Source organism: Psychrobacter sp. R86515, from assembly GCF_042466315.1.
Classification (GTDB): Bacteria; Pseudomonadota; Gammaproteobacteria; order Pseudomonadales; family Moraxellaceae; genus Psychrobacter.
In genome coordinates this window covers 1,073,388-1,092,297 of record NZ_JAXHCC010000001.1, presented here as the reverse complement: position 1 = coordinate 1,092,297, position 18,910 = coordinate 1,073,388, and the positions used below count along the sequence as shown (strand labels likewise).

Here is an 18,910-nt window from a genome sequence, read left to right as displayed (position 1 = left end):
GTCTATGACGCGCCCCATGTAAGCGATAAGAGTCATCTTCCATAATGTGTGACACTCATCGTTAGTTTGACAAATAAGCGTGACGGTTGCAAGACATCAAAAGCCAAACATAACAATTTCACTGTACATCTGTATGTTTAGGCACAAATAATCTAGTCGCTATAAGGAAATTGACTCATTATTCCAGTCAATTTTTATTGTCTATGACTTATGGCTTATTTTTATTGAGAAGGGTTTTGGACTTATAAATAATCGTAAAACAGTTAACATATAAAATGAAATTATTGCCAAACCCAAAGCGTATAAACGACACAAGCCATACTTATGTATGGCTTGCTGCTATCGAAAATTCACTAAACACCTAGGACGTATTATTTAAGCTGCGTCACCGTTTTCCATTGACCATTTTGTACTTGCGACAAGTAGATGTCATTGATCGCGACATGGCTCTCAGGCGTGATGGCAACTGTAGATCCTGTAACCCCATCGACAAAGCTGACGGTCTCTAGACCCTTATTGAAAGTGTCGGCATTTAAGTCAGGACCTGCTGCGCTTAGACCATCAACGGTTACTTTAGCGGCTAGATAACCAAGAATAGCACCTGCTGATACTTCCTCTCCTGTGGCTTTTTCAAACTTCTCAACCCAAGCTTTAGTCTCAGGTTCATTCGCTCTTAGTGCCAAATCATTGTAGTACGATACAGAGTATAGGCCTTCACTTGCGCCGCCTGGTGCCGCTGCAACTGCGGGATGGAAGCCCGTTACAGGAGCGATAAATTTCACATCACTCCAGCCCATAGCGTTTGCTGTACCGACCGCTGTGATAGCGCCGCGAATGGTTAGAGATAAGGCAATAAGCTCACATTTAGCGTCTTTTAACTTGGCCATTGCCCCAGCAAAGTCTGTTTCATCAGGACGATGTGAGCTGGACTGAACTAAAGTGACGTTAGGATTGCTATCGCTGATATCTTTAGCCGCCTCATTGGTCTCTTCACCGTAGTCTGACGGGATATACATGACACATAAATTGCTAACTTTGTTTTCGGCAATAAGGTACTCCATGCCTAACTTTATTGAATCATAATAGGTACTACCAGCGGTATAACGACGATTGAAATCCCCTTCTTCTTGCATAGCTCGAGCAAAAGTGAGCGGCATGATACTAGGAACATTGGCGCGATCCATAATAGGGAAACTCGCTAAGTTGTGTGGTGTGCCTAGCGACATCAGCATCGCAAACACTTTATCGCGGCTGACCAGTTTGTTCGCAGACTGTACGGCCTTTGGTACTTGATAAGAATGGTCCTCAACGATATAGCGAATCTTTCGTCCATTGACCCCACCTGCCGCATTCACTTCATCAAAATACATATTGGCTGCGGCGACTGCAGGATTACCAAATCCAGCAAACGGACCGGATAAATCATTTGCACCGCCTAAGATAATCTCAGTATCGGTCACGCCTTGTACTGGCATGTCACTTGTAGAAGTAGATGTAGCAGCCTCAGTATCAGTGCCCGTCGCTGCGGTCGTTTCTGGATCACTACACCCTACTAGACCCATCGTACCGACTGTGAGTGCTAGTAGCGTGGTCTTGAATGTCCATTTCATTGCCTTTCTCCTTGCGACTCAGTCGCTGTTAGTTTAATGCTCTTGAGATTAATACTTTCGAGGTTGAGACGATTTCAAAAAAGCTGAACGGTGCTAAGCTGAACTGTGTTAAAGAGCTAGATCAGTACATAGAGTCGATGAGAGCATGATGCTTTTTCTCAACCAAGTTTCTTTTCAATTTCATCGTCGCGGTCAATTCGTCATCTTCAGGACTGAGCAGCACATCTATAAGCCTGAATTGCTTTATGGTTTCTACTTGAGCTAGGGTTTCGTTAGCAGACTGTACGACGTCATCTATCAAGGCAATGACTTCTGGCGCGTGACACAAAGAGCGAAAATCAGAAAACATCACTTGATTGTCTTGCGCATATTTTTCGACGTTTTCTTGATCTATCATGATCAGACAAGTCAAATACTTTCGCTTATCGCCAATGACGACCGCATCTGAGATATAAGGTGAGAATTTAAGTTTACTTTCAATCGCAGCTGGTGTGACGTTTTTGCCGCCTGCAGTGATAATGATGTCCTTGATACGACCCGTGATGAATATATAACCGTCTCTTATCTCGCCAACATCCCCCGTATGTAGCCAACCATCCCGTAAATCCTCAGCCGTTTTTTCCGGCTTGTTCCAGTAGCCTGCAAATACGTTCGCCCCTCTTACTAGTATCTCTCCATTGTCAGCGATACGGACTTCAGAGTCTGGTAGTGCCTTACCTACGCTACCGGCCATCTGCGCTTCAGGGGTATTGACCGATATCACGCCCGCACTTTCGGTCATGCCATAGCCTTCATAGATAGGCACCCCTATCGCATGAAACCAGCGGATAATATCTAGCGAGATGGGTGCAGCACCAGTAGTGGCACGGCGAATATTACTCATGCCTATAAGGTCACGAATTTTATATAGCACCAGTCGATTCCAAAACTCGTAACGCAGTCGTTGACCTGTCGTAGGAGTATTGCCTGCCATGACGATATCAGCGTAGTCATGACCTGCTTTTATGGCTTGATCAAATGCCCAGCCATTGAATGCACTGGCGTCGCTACGCATATTACTGATAGAGGCGTACATTTTTTCCCACAGTCTAGGCACAGCGGTAAAGGTATCAGGTGAGACTTCTTTCATATTCTCAAATACCGTTTCTGTGCTCTCAGCAAAGTTAACGATACAGCCTCGATGGATAGGCAAATCCACTGACGTTAAACGTTCGAGTACATGGCATAAAGGCAGAAAACACAGCTGCTCATCAGTGGGCAATATAGGAAGAATATCTATGCTTGTTTTTAGCTCAAAGAGGACATTGGCGTGCGTTAAAATGGCGCCTTTTGGATTGCCTGTTGTGCCAGAGGTATAGATTAAAGTGCGTATGTCGTTAGGTGTACCTTGATCGATATAATCACTAAAACGCTCTCTTGCGTTATCAACACTTCGACCAATCGTATATAGCTCATCGAGGAAGATAACCTGATCATCCTCTAGGCTCCGCAAGCCTTTACGGTCAAGGACAATGACCTTTTTGACATGAGGTGTCTGCTCACGAATCTCTAAAAACTTATGCAATTGCTCATCGTTTTCTACAATCAGAAACTTTGAGTGGCTATCATTTAATATATAAGCAAGCTGCTCGGGACTGTCTGTCGTATAGACACCGTTAGGTATCCCGCCTACGCCGCAGACACCCATATCAAAATAAAGCCATTCTTTATTATCTTCACTCAAGATAGAGACAGTATCGCCTTTGCTCAGACCAAGTTCGACGAGTGCCATGCCGATATCGCAGCTATGATGATAATAGTCCAGCCAACTATAACTTTGCCAAATACCAAAGCTCTTTTCTCGATGAGCAATCCTGTCGCCTCGGCTCAAGCAAACCTGTCGCCAAAGTTTGCTTAACGTATCGCACCCTTCTAGAATTTGAGGTGCATGATCAAAAGGCGCATTGTGTATCTGTTGACCCGTATCGTAATCATAACTTTTAGAATTATCGCGAGACGATACTGGCGCAGCAGATGTTTCTTTCATGTCTGCTGCATCCGCAGGAGAAAGTGAAGTATTGTTTTCAGTATTAACATCAATATCAATGGAGGTCGTCATGATTATTATCGCCAAGTCTTTTTGCGTTTCCACCGAGTGGCTTCCGCAGTGTTATCTTTGGTTTGTCCCAAATAGAACTCTTTAATATCATCAGAGTGCATGAGTTTGTCCGCTGAGCCTGCCATGACAATACGCCCTGTTTCTAACACATAACCGTAATCCGCTGCTGCCAAGGCAACTCTGGCATTTTGCTCAACTAGCAAAATCGTCACACCTTGCTCTTTATTTAATCGTCGAATAATGGCAAATATCTCTTGTACCAATAATGGAGACAGCCCAAGAGACGGCTCATCGAGCAGCATAAGAGAGGGTCGTGACATCAGCCCTCGACCGATAGCGAGCATCTGCTGCTGACCACCAGACATCGTGCCAGCTGCTTGTGTACGGCGATCTTTTAGAATAGGAAAATACTCATATATCATCTCTACATCGCGCTGTATCTCAGACTTGTCACGCCGAGTATAAGCGCCCATCGCTAAATTTTCGGCGACATTCAAAAAGGGAAATACCTCGCGCCCTTCGGGTACGTGCGACAATCCTTTTTTGACCAAGCGATCAGGCTCAGTGCCATCGATACGCTCTCCGTGGAACCATACTGCGCCCTTGCGAGGATTGATGACACCAGAGATAGTCTTCATTAACGTCGTTTTACCTGCACCATTCGCGCCCAAAATCGTGACAACTTTGCCTTCGGGAACCTCTAGACTCACGCCTCTCAATGCCATCACTGGACCATAAGCGGATTCTAGATTTCGCACCTCTAGCACGTTATTCTTTACTTCAGAGTCGACCAAATTCATTTCAGTAGCAGGCGCGGCAGAGGATAGTGATTTTTTGATAGATGACATTACACACTCTCCTGTCCAAGATAGGCTTCAATAACCTGTGGATTGGCTTGCACCTCAGCTGCCGTGCCCTGAGCCAAAAACTTACCTTCAGCGACGGCCAATACTCGATCTGATACGCGATTCACAAGACTCATGTCATGCTCTACCATCAAGATAGTCAAGCCAAGATCCTTTTGCATATCTTCAATCCACCACGCCATCTCGGATGTTTCCTCCACGCTAAGACCAGAGGCAGGCTCATCGAGCAAAATAAGCTTTGGATTAGCGGCTAATGCGCGAGCAATCTCGACCACTTTTCTAATACCATAAGGCAGACCTGCAATGAGTTTATCTCGATAAGGCGCTAACTCTAAAAAATCTATAATCTTCTCAACTTGCAAACGATGCTCGCGCTCGCTACGGCGCACCTTTGGTAAAAACAGCAAGTCCTGTATCCATGACGTATTGCGCTGCGAATGGCGACCGATAAGTAGATTTTGAAGCACGCTTGAGTGATCAAACAACTCGATGTTTTGAAACGTACGGGCAATACCCAGTTTTGCGATATCATGAGCAGGTAGCTTGGTAATATCAGTGTCATCAAAGGTAATACGACCACTAAGCGGCTCGTACAAGCGACTGATTAAGTTAAAAATCGTGGATTTACCAGCCCCATTAGGTCCTACGATAGTAAATACCTCGCCCTCGTTTACCTCAAAACTAATATTATCAACGGCTTTTACACCACCGAACGCGATAGATAAGGAGTCAACTTTTAGTAAGCTCATCGCATACGCTCCGTTTTAAGATAAGTTTTAGAACGGCGAAACAGTCCTTTTCGATATAACGGAAACATCTGAAACCAAGTCCGTATCTTTATCCAAATGCCGTATATACCGCGTGGCTCATAGATGATCATGATGACAATAACTAAGGCAAACAGCGCCGTATCAATACCAGGAATACTGGTGATACTAGAGCCCGCACCTTGACCAACCATATCGCCTAAGATAGCAATCACTTGTGGCAATAAGACAACGACGACAGCACCAAAAAACGCACCATGTATGGAGCCCAAACCGCCAATGACAATTTGCAGGAGGATGGTGATGGAGATGATAACGGTGAAGCTCTCATAATTGACCGCTTGCACAAAATGCCCGTACATGGCGCCGCCAACAGCGGTAATCGCGCAAGATATGCTAAAAGCGAGCGTTTTGGCTTGCGGCACATTGACGCCAAGCGCGCGGGCCGATACTTCGCTGTCTCTGATGGCTAAGAACGATCGTCCAGTGCCGCTTCTGAGTAAGTTGATATACCCTAAGGTAACCAACACCACGAGTGCGAGGCATAAGTAATAAAAGGCCTTTGGCGTGATGTAGCGATCGATGGTGTAGCCAAACAGATTGATAGGAGAGGCAAAGGTGCCAGAGATTCCGCCCGTAATAGGCTCAGCCACGATAGCGATGTCCTCAACGATAATACTAAGTGCTAAGGTTGCGATGGCTAAATAGATACCGCTAGTTCGTAGGATAGGTCTGGCAATAATCGCACCGATAACCCCAGTGATCAGTGCACAGGCAATCAAAGCAGGGAAAAAATTCCACCCTCGAGCCATCAGTGCCATATGGCTAAATGCCCCTATTGCCATAAAGGCGGCATGCCCTAAGCTGACCTGTCCGGTATGCCCCGTCAAGAGCATCAGACCGAGTCCAGAGATAGACCAAATCAATATAGCGCTAAGCTCACTGATGTAATAGTTGCTCAACAACCAAGGCGCCATCAGTAATAGCAAGAGAAGCACGCCATATTTTATAAGTTGGCTTTTGTTATCGAAGATATTGATATCTTGATCATAGCTGTGTTTAAACTGAGCTTTCATGGGCAGTACTCATCCTTGAAAAGATTTGGAGGCCGCTTTGTCATCCTTGAATCAAAGCTGCCTTGGATCAAAGCTTCTATACTTTTTTCTGTTTGACCTGAGAAAAAATACCGCCCGGACGTACAATTAGTACGATCAACATAACCACATAAGGCGCAATTTGACTAAGACCTAGCGGTAGATAACGACCAGCAAAGGGCTCTATCACCCCTACTAGCAACCCGCCTGCCAGCGCACCAGGCAAGGAGCCTAGCCCACCGATTACCGCAGCGGCGAAGGCCTTGATACCGAACAGTAATCCGACAGAAGGTTCAATGGCGCCTTTGGCCGCAAATAGTATGCCGGCAAGTGCGGCAACCACCCCTGACAATGCCCAAACGATACCGTTGACCCGCTTGACGGGAATACCCATATAGTAGGCTGCCATCTGGTTTTGACTGCTGGCTTGCATCGCAATACCAAGCCGCGTATGGGCAAAAAAGAAGTACAAAATAGAGGTTAATGCGATAGTAGATATGATGATAATGATGTCAACATAAGCGATACTCAGCGAGCCTAATGCCAACATCTTGCCTGAAAACGGTGTCTGTAATGAGACTGGGCTATGTCCCCAGATAACACCAGCGACAAAGCGCATTAAGAAACCAAGCGAGATGGTAAGGATGACCATCGCAAATTGCGGTTGACCAAAAATACCACGTAGGATAAAGCGATCGAGTAAGTAGCCAAATGCACCCATGATGACAGCAGCAAAGGTGATGCCTAATAAGAAGGGAAGGTTTGCCTGATCGGCATTGATGAAAGATATGCCCAAAAAGGCACCGAGCATAAGCATGTCGCCTTGGGCGAAATTGACCGCTTCTGAAGCTTTGTAAATGAGTACAAAACCCAGCGCTAACAGCCCATATATACAACCATTAGCAATCCCGCTAATGAGCAGTTGTAGGATATCCATAAAGTCCCTTTTGTCTTAACATTATCATCCGTGACAATGTTTGAATAAGCGGTTCAATCGACTGACTTTTTCATCAACTACTTGTAAAGAAATTCATTTTCTTTGTATCAAAACGACTAGCGTTTTAGGAAGTAATCAATATGGCAGCAGTAGTAGCGAATAATATTCATATATTCACATTATACCAACTACGAATTATTGTCTATAGAAAAATCAAAGTTATTCAATGATTTATAGCAAGCGGCAAAAGCTATTTATATTACTTCCCTAAAAACACTGCCATTGTTGCCATGGTATAATTAGCTACTTTATATCGTCTATCCAAACCTATTCTATAAGTCATCATCATGAGTCAAATGTCAAAACAAGCAAAGCCAAGCAATTCATCAGTGGGTAATTCATCGTCAGTTAAGAAATCCATTGATAATCACTATGACGTCATCATCATCGGCGCTGGTGCTTCAGGATTGTATTGCGCACTGACTGCTGGTCGCCGTGGTCGCCGCGTATTGGTGTTGGATCATGCCAATAAAGCTGGCAAAAAGATTTTGATGTTGGGTGGTGGTCGCTGCAACTTTACCAATTACTTTGTGGAGCCTGAGCATTTTATTGGTGCCAACCCCCACTTCTGCAAATCAGCGCTAAGTCGTTACCCGAGTTGGGAGTTTATCGGTATGGTAGAGTCGCATAAGATTGCCTACCATGAGCGCGAACATGGTCAGCTATTCTGTGACGACTCGGCACAAGACATCTTGTCTATGCTGCTAGATGAGTGCGCGGCCGTAGGCGTACAAGTAAAGCTTAATGCTCAAATTGATCATGTTAAAACTGCTGCTCATGATAACGGCGAACGCTTTTATCTAACGACGAGCAAAAAGCTTGGTAAAAAAGACATCGCAAGCGGTACTCAGTCCGCGCAAACACGCTATAGCTGTGAGTCTTTGGTGGTCGCTACTGGTGGTCTGTCTATCCCGACCATGGGAGCAAGTGGTATCGGCTATGAGTTGGCACAGCAGTTTGGGCATACTCTCGTGCCTACTGATGCCAGTCTTGTGCCGTTTACCTTCACTGATAAAACAGGCGAGCTTATCCGTGCCTTGGCTGGTATCAGTCTGCCAGTTATTGCCAGTAACGAGCGTATCTCTTTTAAATTGCCCGTCTTATTTACCCATCGCGGTCTCTCTGGCCCTGCCATGCTACAGCTCTCCAACTATTGGCAGACTGGCGAAACCATCCGTATCAATCTGTTGCCTGAAATAGACGTCACTGATCTTTTACTGACTCGCAAAAAATCACATCCACGCCAACTGATTCGTACCGTATTGGCAGAAAACACGGACAATGCGCTACCCAAGAAACTATTAGCAGCGTTACAGACGCATCTATGGGAAGACATCAAAGATACAGAACTTGCCAATGTTAAAGACGAGCGACTTACAGAACTTGGAACTACGCTCAATGGCTGGCAGCTCAAGCCCTCTGGTACAGAAGGTTACCGCACTGCTGAGGTCACACGTGGCGGCGTCACCACTGATGAGGTATCTTCCAAAACAATGCAAAGCAACTTGCAAGATGGCTTGTACTTTATCGGTGAGGTGCTCGATGTGACAGGCTGGCTTGGCGGCTATAATTTCCAATGGGCTTGGGCCAGTGGTTTTGTCAGTGGTGAAGTCGTTTAATCACCTTAATGGCTTCACTATTTATAGCGACAATAATAGCCTTAATGACTGTCAGCATTTGAATAATTGAGCAGTATGCATATAATTGCTGACAGTATGTTTGATGATAGTTGAGTGGTTTTAGATACTAATCTTAGAGAGCAATGAGAATAAACAAAACATAAGTCTATTTTCATAGTAGAATTAACGTAAGGCATTCATCCTATTGATAGCAATGCCACTTAGACTTATGAGGTAATCCATGCGTCCAATCAAGCATATTCATGGTGATAAAAAGCCGCATTGGGTAGGTGATGGTTTTTTTGTAAAAACCCTAATCAATCATCTCGATGACAATCCTGATTTTAACTATAGCCATACCGATCCCTTTTTATTATTTGACTACGGTAAGCCTACGACCTTTTCGCCCAATCCTGATTATAAGCTGCAACCGCATGGTGTTGGACTGCACCCACACAAAGGTTTTGAAACCGTAACCATCGCTTATTCAGGTGAGATTAGTCATGCAGACTCAACAGGTGGGCGCGGCGATATTTTAGAAGGTGATGTACAGTGGATGACTGCGGGTCGCGGTATTCTGCACGAAGAGTTCCACTCTGAAGCATTCGGCCAACATGGCGGCGTCTTTAGTATGGTGCAGTTATGGGTCAACTTGCCAAGCGCCCACAAACTGACCGACCCCAAATATCAATCTATCAAACGTGCTGATATGCCTATCATTGATCTGATAGACAATAGTGACGAGCAAACTGTCATCGGTCAAGCTGCTATCATTGCCGGTGACTGGCATGGGCTAACGGGCGCGGCAACGACCTTTACGCCAGTCAATATGTGGGATATCGAGCTACATACAGCAGGTACAACCACGCTACAAGTACCAAAAACGCACAACACCCTACTGCTGGTACAAGAAGGTCAAGTATTGGTCAACGGTACAGCCGTCAGCGCAGGTAGTTTGATAGAATTTTCAGCGCCTATTCGAAATCACGTAGAGACTCAATCTGAACATCCATCATTACCTGCTACTGACACTATCGAATTGACCTACCCTGCAACTACTGATGACGATACCCCTATCAAATTGCTACTGCTAAGCGGCGAGCCAATCGGTGAACCGGTCGCAGGTCACGGTCCTTTTGTCATGAATACTCAAGAAGAACTACGCCAGACCTTCCGTGATTATCAAATAGGCATTTTCGGCAAATAATAAAAATCTAGGCTTAAAAAAAGCCGCTCAACTATTAATAGTTAAGCGGCCTTTTTATGTTGCGTTATTTAGTTAAAAATCTAACTATTACGCTTGGTCTAAAAATGGATAGTCGGTATAACCTTCAGCACCGCCACCATAGAAAGACTCTGGATGTTGCTCATTGAGTGGCGCGCCTTTTTGGATACGCTCAGCCAAGTCAGGGTTGGCGATATAGTCACGGCCAAAGGCGACTGCATCGATATAACCCGCTTTTACATTTTGCTCTGCTTTTTCGGCAGTGTAGCCACCAGCTGCGATAATCATTTGATCAAAAGCAGCACGCACACGCTTACGGAAGTCTTCGCTATAAGGCGTACCACCTGCCCAATCTGGCTCTGACAAATGCAGATACATGATTCCGCGTTTATTAATCTGCTCAATCATCCAGATATTTTCGTCTTCGTTATATCCAGCTTCTACGTTGTTGAACGTACCCAGTGGTGAAATACGAATACCGACATGATCTGCATCCCAAGCGTCTACGCACGCATCGATAACATCAAGCGTCAAGCGCGCACGGTTTTCGCGGCTACCGCCATATTCATCATCACGCTGGTTGGTTTGCTCAACCCAGAACTGATGCAATAGATAACCGTGAGCACCATGAATCTCTACCCCATCAAAACCCGCTTCTTTGGCGTTCTTAGTGGCTTGACCAAAGTCAGCGATAACTTGCTTGATTTCTTCAAGTGTGGCTGGACGAGGCGGCGTTGCATCTACACGAATGGCTTGGTTATCGCTGTCACGTAGCGAGGTACGTACACCAACATCAACGTTAGAAGCAGAGATAGGCGCTTTACCGTCTGGCTGTACACTCTCGTGAGAAACTAAGCCTGTATGCCATAGCTGTACTACGATTTTGCCACCTTTAGCATGGACATTATCTACGATGGTTTTCCACGCAGTGATTTGGTCTTTGGTATGAACGCCTGGCGCACCAGCATAACCTTTCGCTTGAAAAGATACTTGCGTCGCTTCAGTGATTACCAAGCCAGAACCTGCACGCTGTGAATAATATTCGCTTGCAAGTGCTGTTGGTACATCGCTTGGCTCGACCGAACGCAGACGCGTCAACGGTGCCATAATGATGCGGTTTTCTAGGGTTTGGGTACCCATCTTGACGGTTTCAAATAAATTATCGTGTGCCATAAAAAGCCCTGTTTATTGTTTTAAACCTTACTATCAGGTTTACTATTATTAGTAATAAATAGCACTTATATTAGTAGGTAGCACTTAGCTATCGTTCTATAATTTGCGAAGTACGCTACTCATAAGCCGAGTTCTTTATAGGGGGCAAATGCAATTATTCCAAGCAATATTTACAAACAGAAACACCAATATTTAGATATTTGAATCTTCATAATTAAAGGCTACGAAGACAGTTTACCAAAGCTTAAACTCACGTCGCCCGCGTGGGATTCTTTGGTTGTAGCATCTTTTTGACAGACAGCTCAAGTGACAAATATGTGCCAAACAATATCACCACTGAACCGATGATGGCTTGGATATTTAGGGCTTCACCAAGTAGTAGATACCCTAAAATAATAGCAAAAATCGGAATGACTAAAGTAATACTGGTGGCACGCGTCGGGCCAATATTTTTAATCAGCTGATTCATAAAGATAAGGGCGATGGCGGTCGAAAATACACCAATACAGATCACTGATACCCACGCCTTTATGCTGATATCTTTACCATAAGGGAACTCATTAAAAGCCACAGGCAGCATAATAATACTACCGATAATGAGCGAGCCTGCGGTGATAGCGACTGGCGATACTTCATACAGATAGTTTTTGGTGATGTTGGCCCCAAGCGCATAACCTACACAGGCTAGTAGCGCGTAACCCATCGGTAGGAGTCCTTCGACCAACCCTTTGCCTGGCTCGCCGCCACCAAATAAGCTTTCGCTCATCAGTATGATTACCCCGATCACCCCAATGACCAAACCAAGTGCTTGTTTTTTCGATAGTCTATCCTTAAAGAAGACTCTAGCGATAAAACCACTCATCATCGGTACAGAAGCATTTAGCACGGCTAGCACGCCTGCGTTCACTGATTGCGCGGAAAACGAGAACAACACAAAAGGTAGCGCTGCTGAAAACAAGCCAACGAGCGCTAGCATTTTCCAATGCTCCTTGATGCCTACTCTGTTTTTCTTATTTAATAATACAAAGACCAACATGACCAATCCGGCGAATATCACACGCAAACTGGCGAATGCCAATGAGCCAAACTCAGGCACGCCGATACGATAAAAAACGAAGGAGAGTGACCACATAAAAGAGAGCGTCACAAAGATGATGAGGTCACGGTTGGTCATTTGGTAATCCTATTAAGCGTTTAGACTGCGTTTGCCAACTCGTGTCGGTCATAAGCGTCTGATGCGTTGGGGAAATTATCATGTGATTAAAAACTCACGATGATAACTTTTTAATTGTTTGATGGGTAATTTTTTATAAAATTTATAGTGAGTTTTTATCCATTCATTAATTTTTTTAGTACAGTTTTAAGGTTTGCACCTTTTGATAATTTATAAATCTGGACAAATCCCTTTTAGTAAGCACCATACAGCAAGCAGCGCTGATCCTATATTTCTTATACTTTAGCTTATTCCAGCGCTTTTCTATTCACATACTAAAGAACTCCAAAGTCATCCTTAAGTAAACGATCAGATCAATACCTACAAAAACAGATTCACGGTCATAGTAAACCCTGCTTATATCACTACCTTATAACAGCTATTCTTAATAATACTGATGTTAAAAGTAGCTTTAATACATCAATTCAAGATTTTCTTAAAATATATTAGTTGATATTTGTTTACTAATTTTCTACTATCTAAAAGGTATTGGTTAGTATTTGGCAATACAAAAAATAGATGGCAAACATCATTAGTAGGATTTATAAATTATTGAGGAATGATTATGAAAAGGATAGCGTTATTTTTCGGTATGATGTCAGTTGCAACGGCAGGTTTTTGCGGGGTTGGTCAGTTCTCAGATGAGACCACTTGCTATGTTTATAAACAAGATAAACTGCAAAAAAAGCTAAACTGTCAGTATGAGGGCGCTGAGGGTGCAGCGATGAGTTATAGTTTTAGGCAGGTCTCCTATAACCTGCCAGGGTTTGGCAAAATGGCAACCTCTACCAGTGCAAACTATAATGACCGTAATGAAGTGACTGGATGGACGACCACCGTCAATGACGAGCCCGCGATCATCAGATATCGTCTGCCAACCAATCAGCGTATCGTCAGTGATGCCTATGCGCAATCTGGTAAAGCAGTTATGCAATGTTATCTTAGTACAAAATCGCAGTGGGAGATTTGTGCTAAATAGAACAAAATACTCTGGCAATTTATAGTGCAATAAAGCTGAGCGTTTTGCTTGGCTTTTATTGCCGCCTGCTAAAAACTGAAGCATCAACCTTAGCCCCATCCTCTATGAAACTTTCTCACAGTTTTTTCTATGTACTCAACGTCTTCACCACTGTCAAAGCCACTGATAAAATCAACCTCCCTGTTGGACAGCCATTGAATTACAACCCTGCATCAGTAAGAATGGTGCTACCTATTTATAAAACCTACTCACCAACCCAGTTTATTAAAGAGTCAAATACATGAAACTGCGCATCCTGAAATCTGCTGTGACCAATCCTTGGTTTAATCTTGCTACCGAGGATTGGATATTTAATACGCTCAATCCCGACTCTCATACCCTATTTTTATGGCGTAACTCTGAGACCGTGGTTATTGGACGCTCACAAAATCCATGGGTAGAGTGCAAAACCAATAAGATGGAAGCAGACGATGTGTTTTTAGCGCGGCGTCAGAGTGGCGGCGGCGCTGTATTCCATGACTTGGGCAATACCAATTTTACTTTTTTATCACCCAGTGATGCTTACGACCAAGAAGCAAACTTCACCGTCATCATTAATGCGCTTAAGAAACTCGGCATAGACGCCACGCTGTCTGGTCGTAACGATATGCAGGTCGGCGACCGCAAAATATCGGGCAGCGCATTTAGACATGCCGCCGATCGCAGCTTTCATCATGGCACATTGCTGGTCAATGCCAACATGCAAAAGCTTGGCGATTATCTGAATCCGCATCCACTAAAGCTCAAAGCAAAAGGCATCAAATCTGTGCGCGCTCGCGTAGCAAACTTAGTAGATTTTAATGAGACTATCAATCACGAGACATTGTCTGATGCGATTATCGAAGCGTTCTGTGAATATCATGGAGAGAGTGCACAGGTCGAGCAGTTAGATGAAGCCAGCCTTGCTAAGCAGCCGACGCTAAACGCTTACTATCAACAGATGGCAGACTGGGATTGGCGCTTTGGTAAAACGCCTGAGTTCACCCATCATATCGAAACACGCTTTGATTGGGGCATGATGGATGTGCATATGGATGTGAAGCAGGCAATGATTACCGAAGTTGTCATCTTCTCTGACGCGCTCAATGTTGAGCTTATTGATCTGCTTAAGAATACATTGACGGGCGTTAAATATAATAAGCCTGAGATTAAAAACAAGCTCGATGACCTAGCAATAGCGCAACCTGAATTGGCAACGCAAGTGAGCGATTTTGAAAAATGGTTGGTTGGTGAGATGGAAGGTTAGATTTTGCGACGTCAGATTTAATCTAGCAAGTATCCCAGAGTGTGCCGCTTGCACTGCTTGGTAAAAAGTTACTGACACAAATGCGCTGTATATAGTTAATGGTATTGATATCATACGTACGCCATTTTAGATTTTGTATATTAATGATGCATAAAAAGCACCCTGCCATTACTCCATTTTTTATTAATAATCAATATTAAGGTATTTTCATGAAGCACTTACATGCAATGATTAGAACCAACAAACTAGAAGAAACGTTATTTTTCTATTGTGACCTTATGGGCTTACAACTGCTAAGAAAGAAAGACTCTGAATCAGGCAGATTCAGCTTATATTTTTTAGCAACGCATGAGGGTGCGCCAGAGATTGAGGTGACACACAACTGGGATGAAAGAGAATATACCAATGGCGATAATTTTGGGCACTTTGCCTTTAGAGTCGACAACATATACACGCAGTGCGACACCTTTATACAGGCAGGAGTTGAGATATTAAGACCGCCTAGAGATGGCCATATGGCTTTTGTTAAAGACCCTAACAACATCTCAATTGAGCTGCTACAAAATGGCGAAGACTTAGAACCTATTGAGCCTTGGATTTCGATGGAAAATATTGGCAGTTGGTAAATGAGTGAGGCTGGTTAGTTGGGCTAGGATGGGTGGACTGATTCGTTTTTTGCAGATAGTGATGATGACACGTATATCACAGTTATAGCTTTCTTAAAATACAATCAAGCTCTAAAAAATGAGGGTAATATGAAAAAGTTATGCATCACCACAATCGGTATTTTAGGCACTTGCCTACTCTCCACTTATGCCAATTCAGCAAGTTTTGACTGCAACAAAGCTGCTAGCTGGGTAGAAAAAACCGTCTGTGACAGTCCTGAGCTTTCTAAGCTTGATGACGCAATGGCGAAGAAATATAAAATCAATCTTGGCGCTGCTCCTGACTATGAAGACAGCAAAGCTTTTAAAGATAGGTTCATTGCTAATCAACGCACATGGCTTACGTTTCAGCGTAATACCTGTAAAAGTGAAGAATGTCTGATACGTGAATATAAAGAATATATCGAAGAGCAAACCAATTACGGTGTGGCTTGGAATTTTTCAGATGAGTTAAGTCCTTCTGATTTACCGAGAAAAAGTGCCTTTGGTAAGTTTTCTCAAACCTCTCAAATCTCAATATATAATTCAGGTACTCAACGCTGGGAGGATACAGGAGAGGCGAAAAACACGGTATCGATTCATAGTGTCGCTAATAAACCTTACCTCTCCATTATCGAGGGTGTTTTGATTTTTACCAATGCTCATACCTGTGATTTGGGAGAGAGTAAAGCCATATGGTCAGAAAATCATTGGGTCATCAATGATGATCAGCCAGATAAAGCTGTTGAGCTGCGTTTATATCCAGCACTTTATAAAGGTAGGACTCAATTGTTATTAAGAGACATTGATAATCAATATAGAAGACTGCATTGTGGTATGCGAGGGTATTTTGACGGTATTGTATTAGAGCGTGAGGTGCGTTAGGTTTTCAAGATTCGAAGTAATGATAGGCTAGATTTTATCTCAATTGAAATAAAAACCTTGAGTTATATTTAAGCTCTAAATAAAAAAACGGCAAGATAATCAATCTCGCCGCTTTGATATTTAACTTAAAACCTTAGATCGCTGCTGCAACTTCAGCGCCATCACGAATCGCACGTTTGGCATCTAGTTCAGCTGCTAGCTTAGCACCGCCAATTAGGTGATATTGCGCGTCTGGTGCATCACCAACGTTTGGCATTAGCTCAACGACTGACTCTTGACCCGCACAGACAACGACACTATCGACACGTAATAACTGGCTTTGACCTTGTGGGTTAGTCACCCAGATACCTTCGTTGGTGATTTTGTCATATTGCACGCCAGCGACTTGGATCACACCATGAGATTTGATATGCGCACGATGTACCCAGCCTGAGGTTTTGTTCAGACCACTACCCAGACGACCTTTGCTACGCTGCATGAGATAAACTTGGCGAATTGGTTTGATCGCTGCTGGTCTGACCAGACCGCCATCATTTTGATAGTCGGTATCGTTGGTCACGCCCCACTCTTCGCGCCACTCGCTGATAGATTGTGGTTCAGGACGATAGCTTGGATCTTTTAGTCCCTCAGGGCCGATCTCATCCAGTGACTTACCATGATTAGCCGTTAGATATTCACTGACATCAAAGCCGATACCACCAGCACCGATGACCGCGACTGTGTTACCTACTGCTTTTTCGCCAGACAGCAGCTCAGCATAGCTCATGACTTGTGGCAGCTCAGCCCCTTCGAGCTTCCCTTCTAGACTTCTCGGCACGACACCCGTTGCCACGATGACATGATGGAACTTGGCTTTTTCGAGCATATCTTTATCGACTTTGGTATTCAGTTTAATCTCAACACCCAAATGCTCAAGCTCATTGATATAGTAGCGAATAGTCTCAAAGAACTCTTCTTTACCAGGGATAACTTTGGCGTAGTTAAACTGTCCACCAAGCACATCTTTTGCTTCAAACAGGGTCACGTCATGACCACGTAGGGCAGCTACATGAGCGGCTGACATACCAGCGACACCGCCACCGATGACGGCGACTTTTTTCGGCTTTTTGGTCTTTTTATAGACCAGTTCAGTCTCATAACAGGCTTGCGGATTGACTAAGCAAGTTGAGCGTTTGTTTTCAAACGTATGGTCTAGACATGCTTGGTTACAAGCGATGCAGGTGTTAATACGATCTGTCTGTCCGTTTTTGGCTTTATTGACCCAGTGCGCATCAGCCAAGAATGGACGCGCCATTTGAATCATATCTGCTTGACCAGTCGCAACGATTTCTTCTGCTGTTTCTGGCATGTTGATACGGTTGGCTGCCATCATTGGGATACTAATATGCTTTTTGATTTCAGCGGTGAAATCAACAAAAGCGGCACGTGGTACGCTAGTGACGATAGTCGGCACACGCGCTTCATGCCAGCCGATACCAGTGTTCATGATGGTCACGCCCGCTTCTTCTAGCGCTTTGGCCACGGTGATGACTTCATCCATGACGTTACCGTCTTTGACCAAATCAATCACTGATAAACGGAATAGAATAATAAAGTCTTCGCCAGTCGCCTCGCGTACCGCTTTGACCACGTCGACAGCGAACTTCATACGTCCATGAATATCACCACCATAAATGTCTTTACGCTTATTCACATGGCTCGATAAAAACTGGTTGAGTAAATAACCCTCAGAACCCATGATTTCGACGCCATCATAGCCTGCTTGCTTGGCAAGTTTGGCTGAACGAGCATAGTCTTTTACCGTCTGCTCGATGTTTTTGATGCTCATCTTGCGTGGCTTAAACGGTGAGATTGGAGATTTAATCGGGCTAGATGATACAGCAAATGGATGATAGCCATAGCGACCACTGTGCAATATCTGCATGATGATTTTGCTGTCGTGCTTGTGCACAGCACGAGTAACGCGCTGGTGGTTGATAACGTCAGCTTTGGTATTCATCGTTCCGCCAGCAGGCAACAACCAACCTTCGCGATTAGGCGAGATACCGCCAGTAATCATCATTGCCACGCCGCCCTTGGCACGTTCTGCAAAATACGCCGCCAGCTTCCCATAATTATAAAAACGGTCTTCAAGCCCAGTATGCATCGAGCCCATGACCATACGGTTTTTTAGCGTAGTAAAGCCTAAATCTAGCGGCTCAAATAAATGCGGATAGTGTTCATTGGTGCTAGCGGTTTGGATCGTATTGGCACTATGGCTGGCAGACATATCATTTTCCTTATGAATAGTTTATGAGGCTACTTCTTAAAAACGGCTTTTTAGAATTAGTGGAGCTAAGGGGTTTAGCATCTTCGATATCGTAACACACCGCGATTATTGTCAGCTATGCAGACAAGCGACTGATGAGTGAGCACTATATTAATTGCTATAACGAGCGGTACGGTGTATCAAGCT

16 protein-coding genes are annotated in these 18,910 nt (G+C 44.2%); 7 read left to right on the top strand and 9 right to left on the bottom strand.

Annotation, left to right across the window (positions count from 1 at the left end; all coding sequences use genetic code 11):
* Window positions 1-371: 371 nt before the first annotated feature.
* The 6 genes from SJY28_RS04645 to SJY28_RS04620 all read right to left on the bottom strand — a co-directional run bounded on the left by SJY28_RS04645 (window position 372) and on the right by SJY28_RS04620 (window position 7,372).
* Entirely contained in the window at window positions 372-1,610 is a 1,239-nt protein-coding gene (locus SJY28_RS04645) for an ABC transporter substrate-binding protein (protein ID WP_379543611.1), read from the bottom strand.
* Window positions 1,611-1,731: 121 nt separating this feature from the next.
* Complete coding sequence (locus SJY28_RS04640) at window positions 1,732-3,708, bottom strand: AMP-dependent synthetase/ligase (RefSeq protein WP_379543609.1); 1,977 nt, start codon at window positions 3,706-3,708, stop codon at window positions 1,732-1,734.
* A gap of 5 nt (window positions 3,709-3,713) precedes the next feature.
* Window positions 3,714-4,508 carry an ABC transporter ATP-binding protein gene (locus SJY28_RS04635; protein WP_037032897.1) on the bottom strand — a complete coding sequence of 265 codons (795 nt, stop codon included), beginning with the start codon at window positions 4,506-4,508 and terminating at the stop codon, window positions 3,714-3,716.
* Between the two features lie 47 nt (window positions 4,509-4,555).
* Complete coding sequence (locus SJY28_RS04630; protein ID WP_201548964.1) at window positions 4,556-5,323, bottom strand: ABC transporter ATP-binding protein; 768 nt, start codon at window positions 5,321-5,323, stop codon at window positions 4,556-4,558.
* Window positions 5,320-6,417 (bottom strand): branched-chain amino acid ABC transporter permease, encoded by a 1,098-nt coding sequence (locus SJY28_RS04625; RefSeq protein WP_379543608.1) that lies wholly within the window; start codon window positions 6,415-6,417, stop codon window positions 5,320-5,322. The genes SJY28_RS04630 and SJY28_RS04625 overlap by 4 nt, the downstream gene beginning before the upstream one ends.
* 76 nt (window positions 6,418-6,493) lie before the next feature.
* On the bottom strand, window positions 6,494-7,372 hold the full coding sequence (locus SJY28_RS04620) for a branched-chain amino acid ABC transporter permease (protein ID WP_057758078.1): 879 nt from the start codon (window positions 7,370-7,372) through the stop codon (window positions 6,494-6,496).
* Between the two features lie 347 nt (window positions 7,373-7,719).
* Here SJY28_RS04620 and SJY28_RS04615 point away from each other — a divergent pair, with 347 nt between their 5' ends.
* Both SJY28_RS04615 and SJY28_RS04610 read left to right on the top strand, forming a co-directional pair.
* Complete coding sequence (locus tag SJY28_RS04615; RefSeq protein ID WP_379543607.1) at window positions 7,720-9,051, top strand: NAD(P)/FAD-dependent oxidoreductase; 1,332 nt, start codon at window positions 7,720-7,722, stop codon at window positions 9,049-9,051.
* A gap of 241 nt (window positions 9,052-9,292) precedes the next feature.
* On the top strand, window positions 9,293-10,258 hold the full coding sequence (locus tag SJY28_RS04610; RefSeq protein ID WP_379543606.1) for a pirin family protein: 966 nt from the start codon (window positions 9,293-9,295) through the stop codon (window positions 10,256-10,258).
* 87 nt (window positions 10,259-10,345) lie between these two features.
* On the opposite strand, the gene SJY28_RS04605 is transcribed toward SJY28_RS04610, so the two are convergent.
* Together SJY28_RS04605 and SJY28_RS04600 are read right to left on the bottom strand one after the other, a co-directional pair.
* The gene (locus SJY28_RS04605; protein WP_379543605.1) at window positions 10,346-11,449 is read right to left on the bottom strand and encodes an alkene reductase; all 1,104 of its coding nucleotides are present in this window, start codon (window positions 11,447-11,449) and stop codon (window positions 10,346-10,348) included.
* Window positions 11,450-11,699: 250 nt separating this feature from the next.
* Window positions 11,700-12,623 carry a DMT family transporter gene (locus SJY28_RS04600; RefSeq protein WP_379543604.1) on the bottom strand — a complete coding sequence of 308 codons (924 nt, stop codon included), beginning with the start codon at window positions 12,621-12,623 and terminating at the stop codon, window positions 11,700-11,702.
* Window positions 12,624-13,227: 604 nt separating this feature from the next.
* On the opposite strand from SJY28_RS04600, the gene SJY28_RS04595 reads away from it, so the two are divergent.
* The 5 genes from SJY28_RS04595 (at window position 13,228) to SJY28_RS04575 (ending at window position 16,455) form a co-directional block, all read left to right on the top strand.
* Entirely contained in the window at window positions 13,228-13,641 is a 414-nt protein-coding gene (locus SJY28_RS04595; RefSeq protein ID WP_379543603.1) for a hypothetical protein, read from the top strand.
* A gap of 104 nt (window positions 13,642-13,745) precedes the next feature.
* Window positions 13,746-13,925 carry a hypothetical protein gene (locus tag SJY28_RS04590; protein ID WP_379543602.1) on the top strand — a complete coding sequence of 60 codons (180 nt, stop codon included), beginning with the start codon at window positions 13,746-13,748 and terminating at the stop codon, window positions 13,923-13,925.
* Entirely contained in the window at window positions 13,922-14,926 is a 1,005-nt protein-coding gene (locus SJY28_RS04585) for a lipoate--protein ligase (RefSeq protein WP_379543601.1), read from the top strand. The genes SJY28_RS04590 and SJY28_RS04585 overlap by 4 nt, the downstream gene beginning before the upstream one ends.
* Before the next feature lie 209 nt (window positions 14,927-15,135).
* A complete protein-coding gene (locus SJY28_RS04580; RefSeq protein ID WP_379543600.1) occupies window positions 15,136-15,552 on the top strand; it encodes a VOC family protein in 417 nt (138 codons plus the stop codon).
* A gap of 129 nt (window positions 15,553-15,681) precedes the next feature.
* A complete protein-coding gene (locus SJY28_RS04575) occupies window positions 15,682-16,455 on the top strand; it encodes a lysozyme inhibitor LprI family protein (RefSeq protein WP_379543599.1) in 774 nt (257 codons plus the stop codon).
* A gap of 133 nt (window positions 16,456-16,588) precedes the next feature.
* Here SJY28_RS04575 and SJY28_RS04570 read toward each other — a convergent pair whose 3' ends face one another.
* Complete coding sequence (locus tag SJY28_RS04570; RefSeq protein WP_379543598.1) at window positions 16,589-18,724, bottom strand: FAD-dependent oxidoreductase; 2,136 nt, start codon at window positions 18,722-18,724, stop codon at window positions 16,589-16,591.
* Window positions 18,725-18,910: the final 186 nt, after the last annotated feature.

Bases quoted from the DNA above. Each gene is read 5' to 3' on its own strand.
- SJY28_RS04645 (WP_379543611.1), bottom strand. From the start codon at position 1,610: ATGAAATGGACATTCAAGACCACGCTACTAGCACTCACAGTCGGTACG.
- SJY28_RS04640 (WP_379543609.1), bottom strand. From the start codon at position 3,708: ATGACGACCTCCATTGATATTGATGTTAATACTGAAAACAATACTTCA.
- SJY28_RS04635 (WP_037032897.1), bottom strand. From the start codon at position 4,508: ATGAATTTGGTCGACTCTGAAGTAAAGAATAACGTGCTAGAGGTGCGA.
- SJY28_RS04630 (WP_201548964.1), bottom strand. From the start codon at position 5,323: ATGAGCTTACTAAAAGTTGACTCCTTATCTATCGCGTTCGGTGGTGTA.
- SJY28_RS04625 (WP_379543608.1), bottom strand. From the start codon at position 6,417: ATGAAAGCTCAGTTTAAACACAGCTATGATCAAGATATCAATATCTTC.
- SJY28_RS04620 (WP_057758078.1), bottom strand. From the start codon at position 7,372: ATGGATATCCTACAACTGCTCATTAGCGGGATTGCTAATGGTTGTATA.
- SJY28_RS04615 (WP_379543607.1), top strand. From the start codon at position 7,720: ATGAGTCAAATGTCAAAACAAGCAAAGCCAAGCAATTCATCAGTGGGT.
- SJY28_RS04610 (WP_379543606.1), top strand. From the start codon at position 9,293: ATGCGTCCAATCAAGCATATTCATGGTGATAAAAAGCCGCATTGGGTA.
- SJY28_RS04605 (WP_379543605.1), bottom strand. From the start codon at position 11,449: ATGGCACACGATAATTTATTTGAAACCGTCAAGATGGGTACCCAAACC.
- SJY28_RS04600 (WP_379543604.1), bottom strand. From the start codon at position 12,623: ATGACCAACCGTGACCTCATCATCTTTGTGACGCTCTCTTTTATGTGG.
- SJY28_RS04595 (WP_379543603.1), top strand. From the start codon at position 13,228: ATGAAAAGGATAGCGTTATTTTTCGGTATGATGTCAGTTGCAACGGCA.
- SJY28_RS04590 (WP_379543602.1), top strand. From the start codon at position 13,746: ATGAAACTTTCTCACAGTTTTTTCTATGTACTCAACGTCTTCACCACT.
- SJY28_RS04585 (WP_379543601.1), top strand. From the start codon at position 13,922: ATGAAACTGCGCATCCTGAAATCTGCTGTGACCAATCCTTGGTTTAAT.
- SJY28_RS04580 (WP_379543600.1), top strand. From the start codon at position 15,136: ATGAAGCACTTACATGCAATGATTAGAACCAACAAACTAGAAGAAACG.
- SJY28_RS04575 (WP_379543599.1), top strand. From the start codon at position 15,682: ATGAAAAAGTTATGCATCACCACAATCGGTATTTTAGGCACTTGCCTA.
- SJY28_RS04570 (WP_379543598.1), bottom strand. From the start codon at position 18,724: ATGTCTGCCAGCCATAGTGCCAATACGATCCAAACCGCTAGCACCAAT.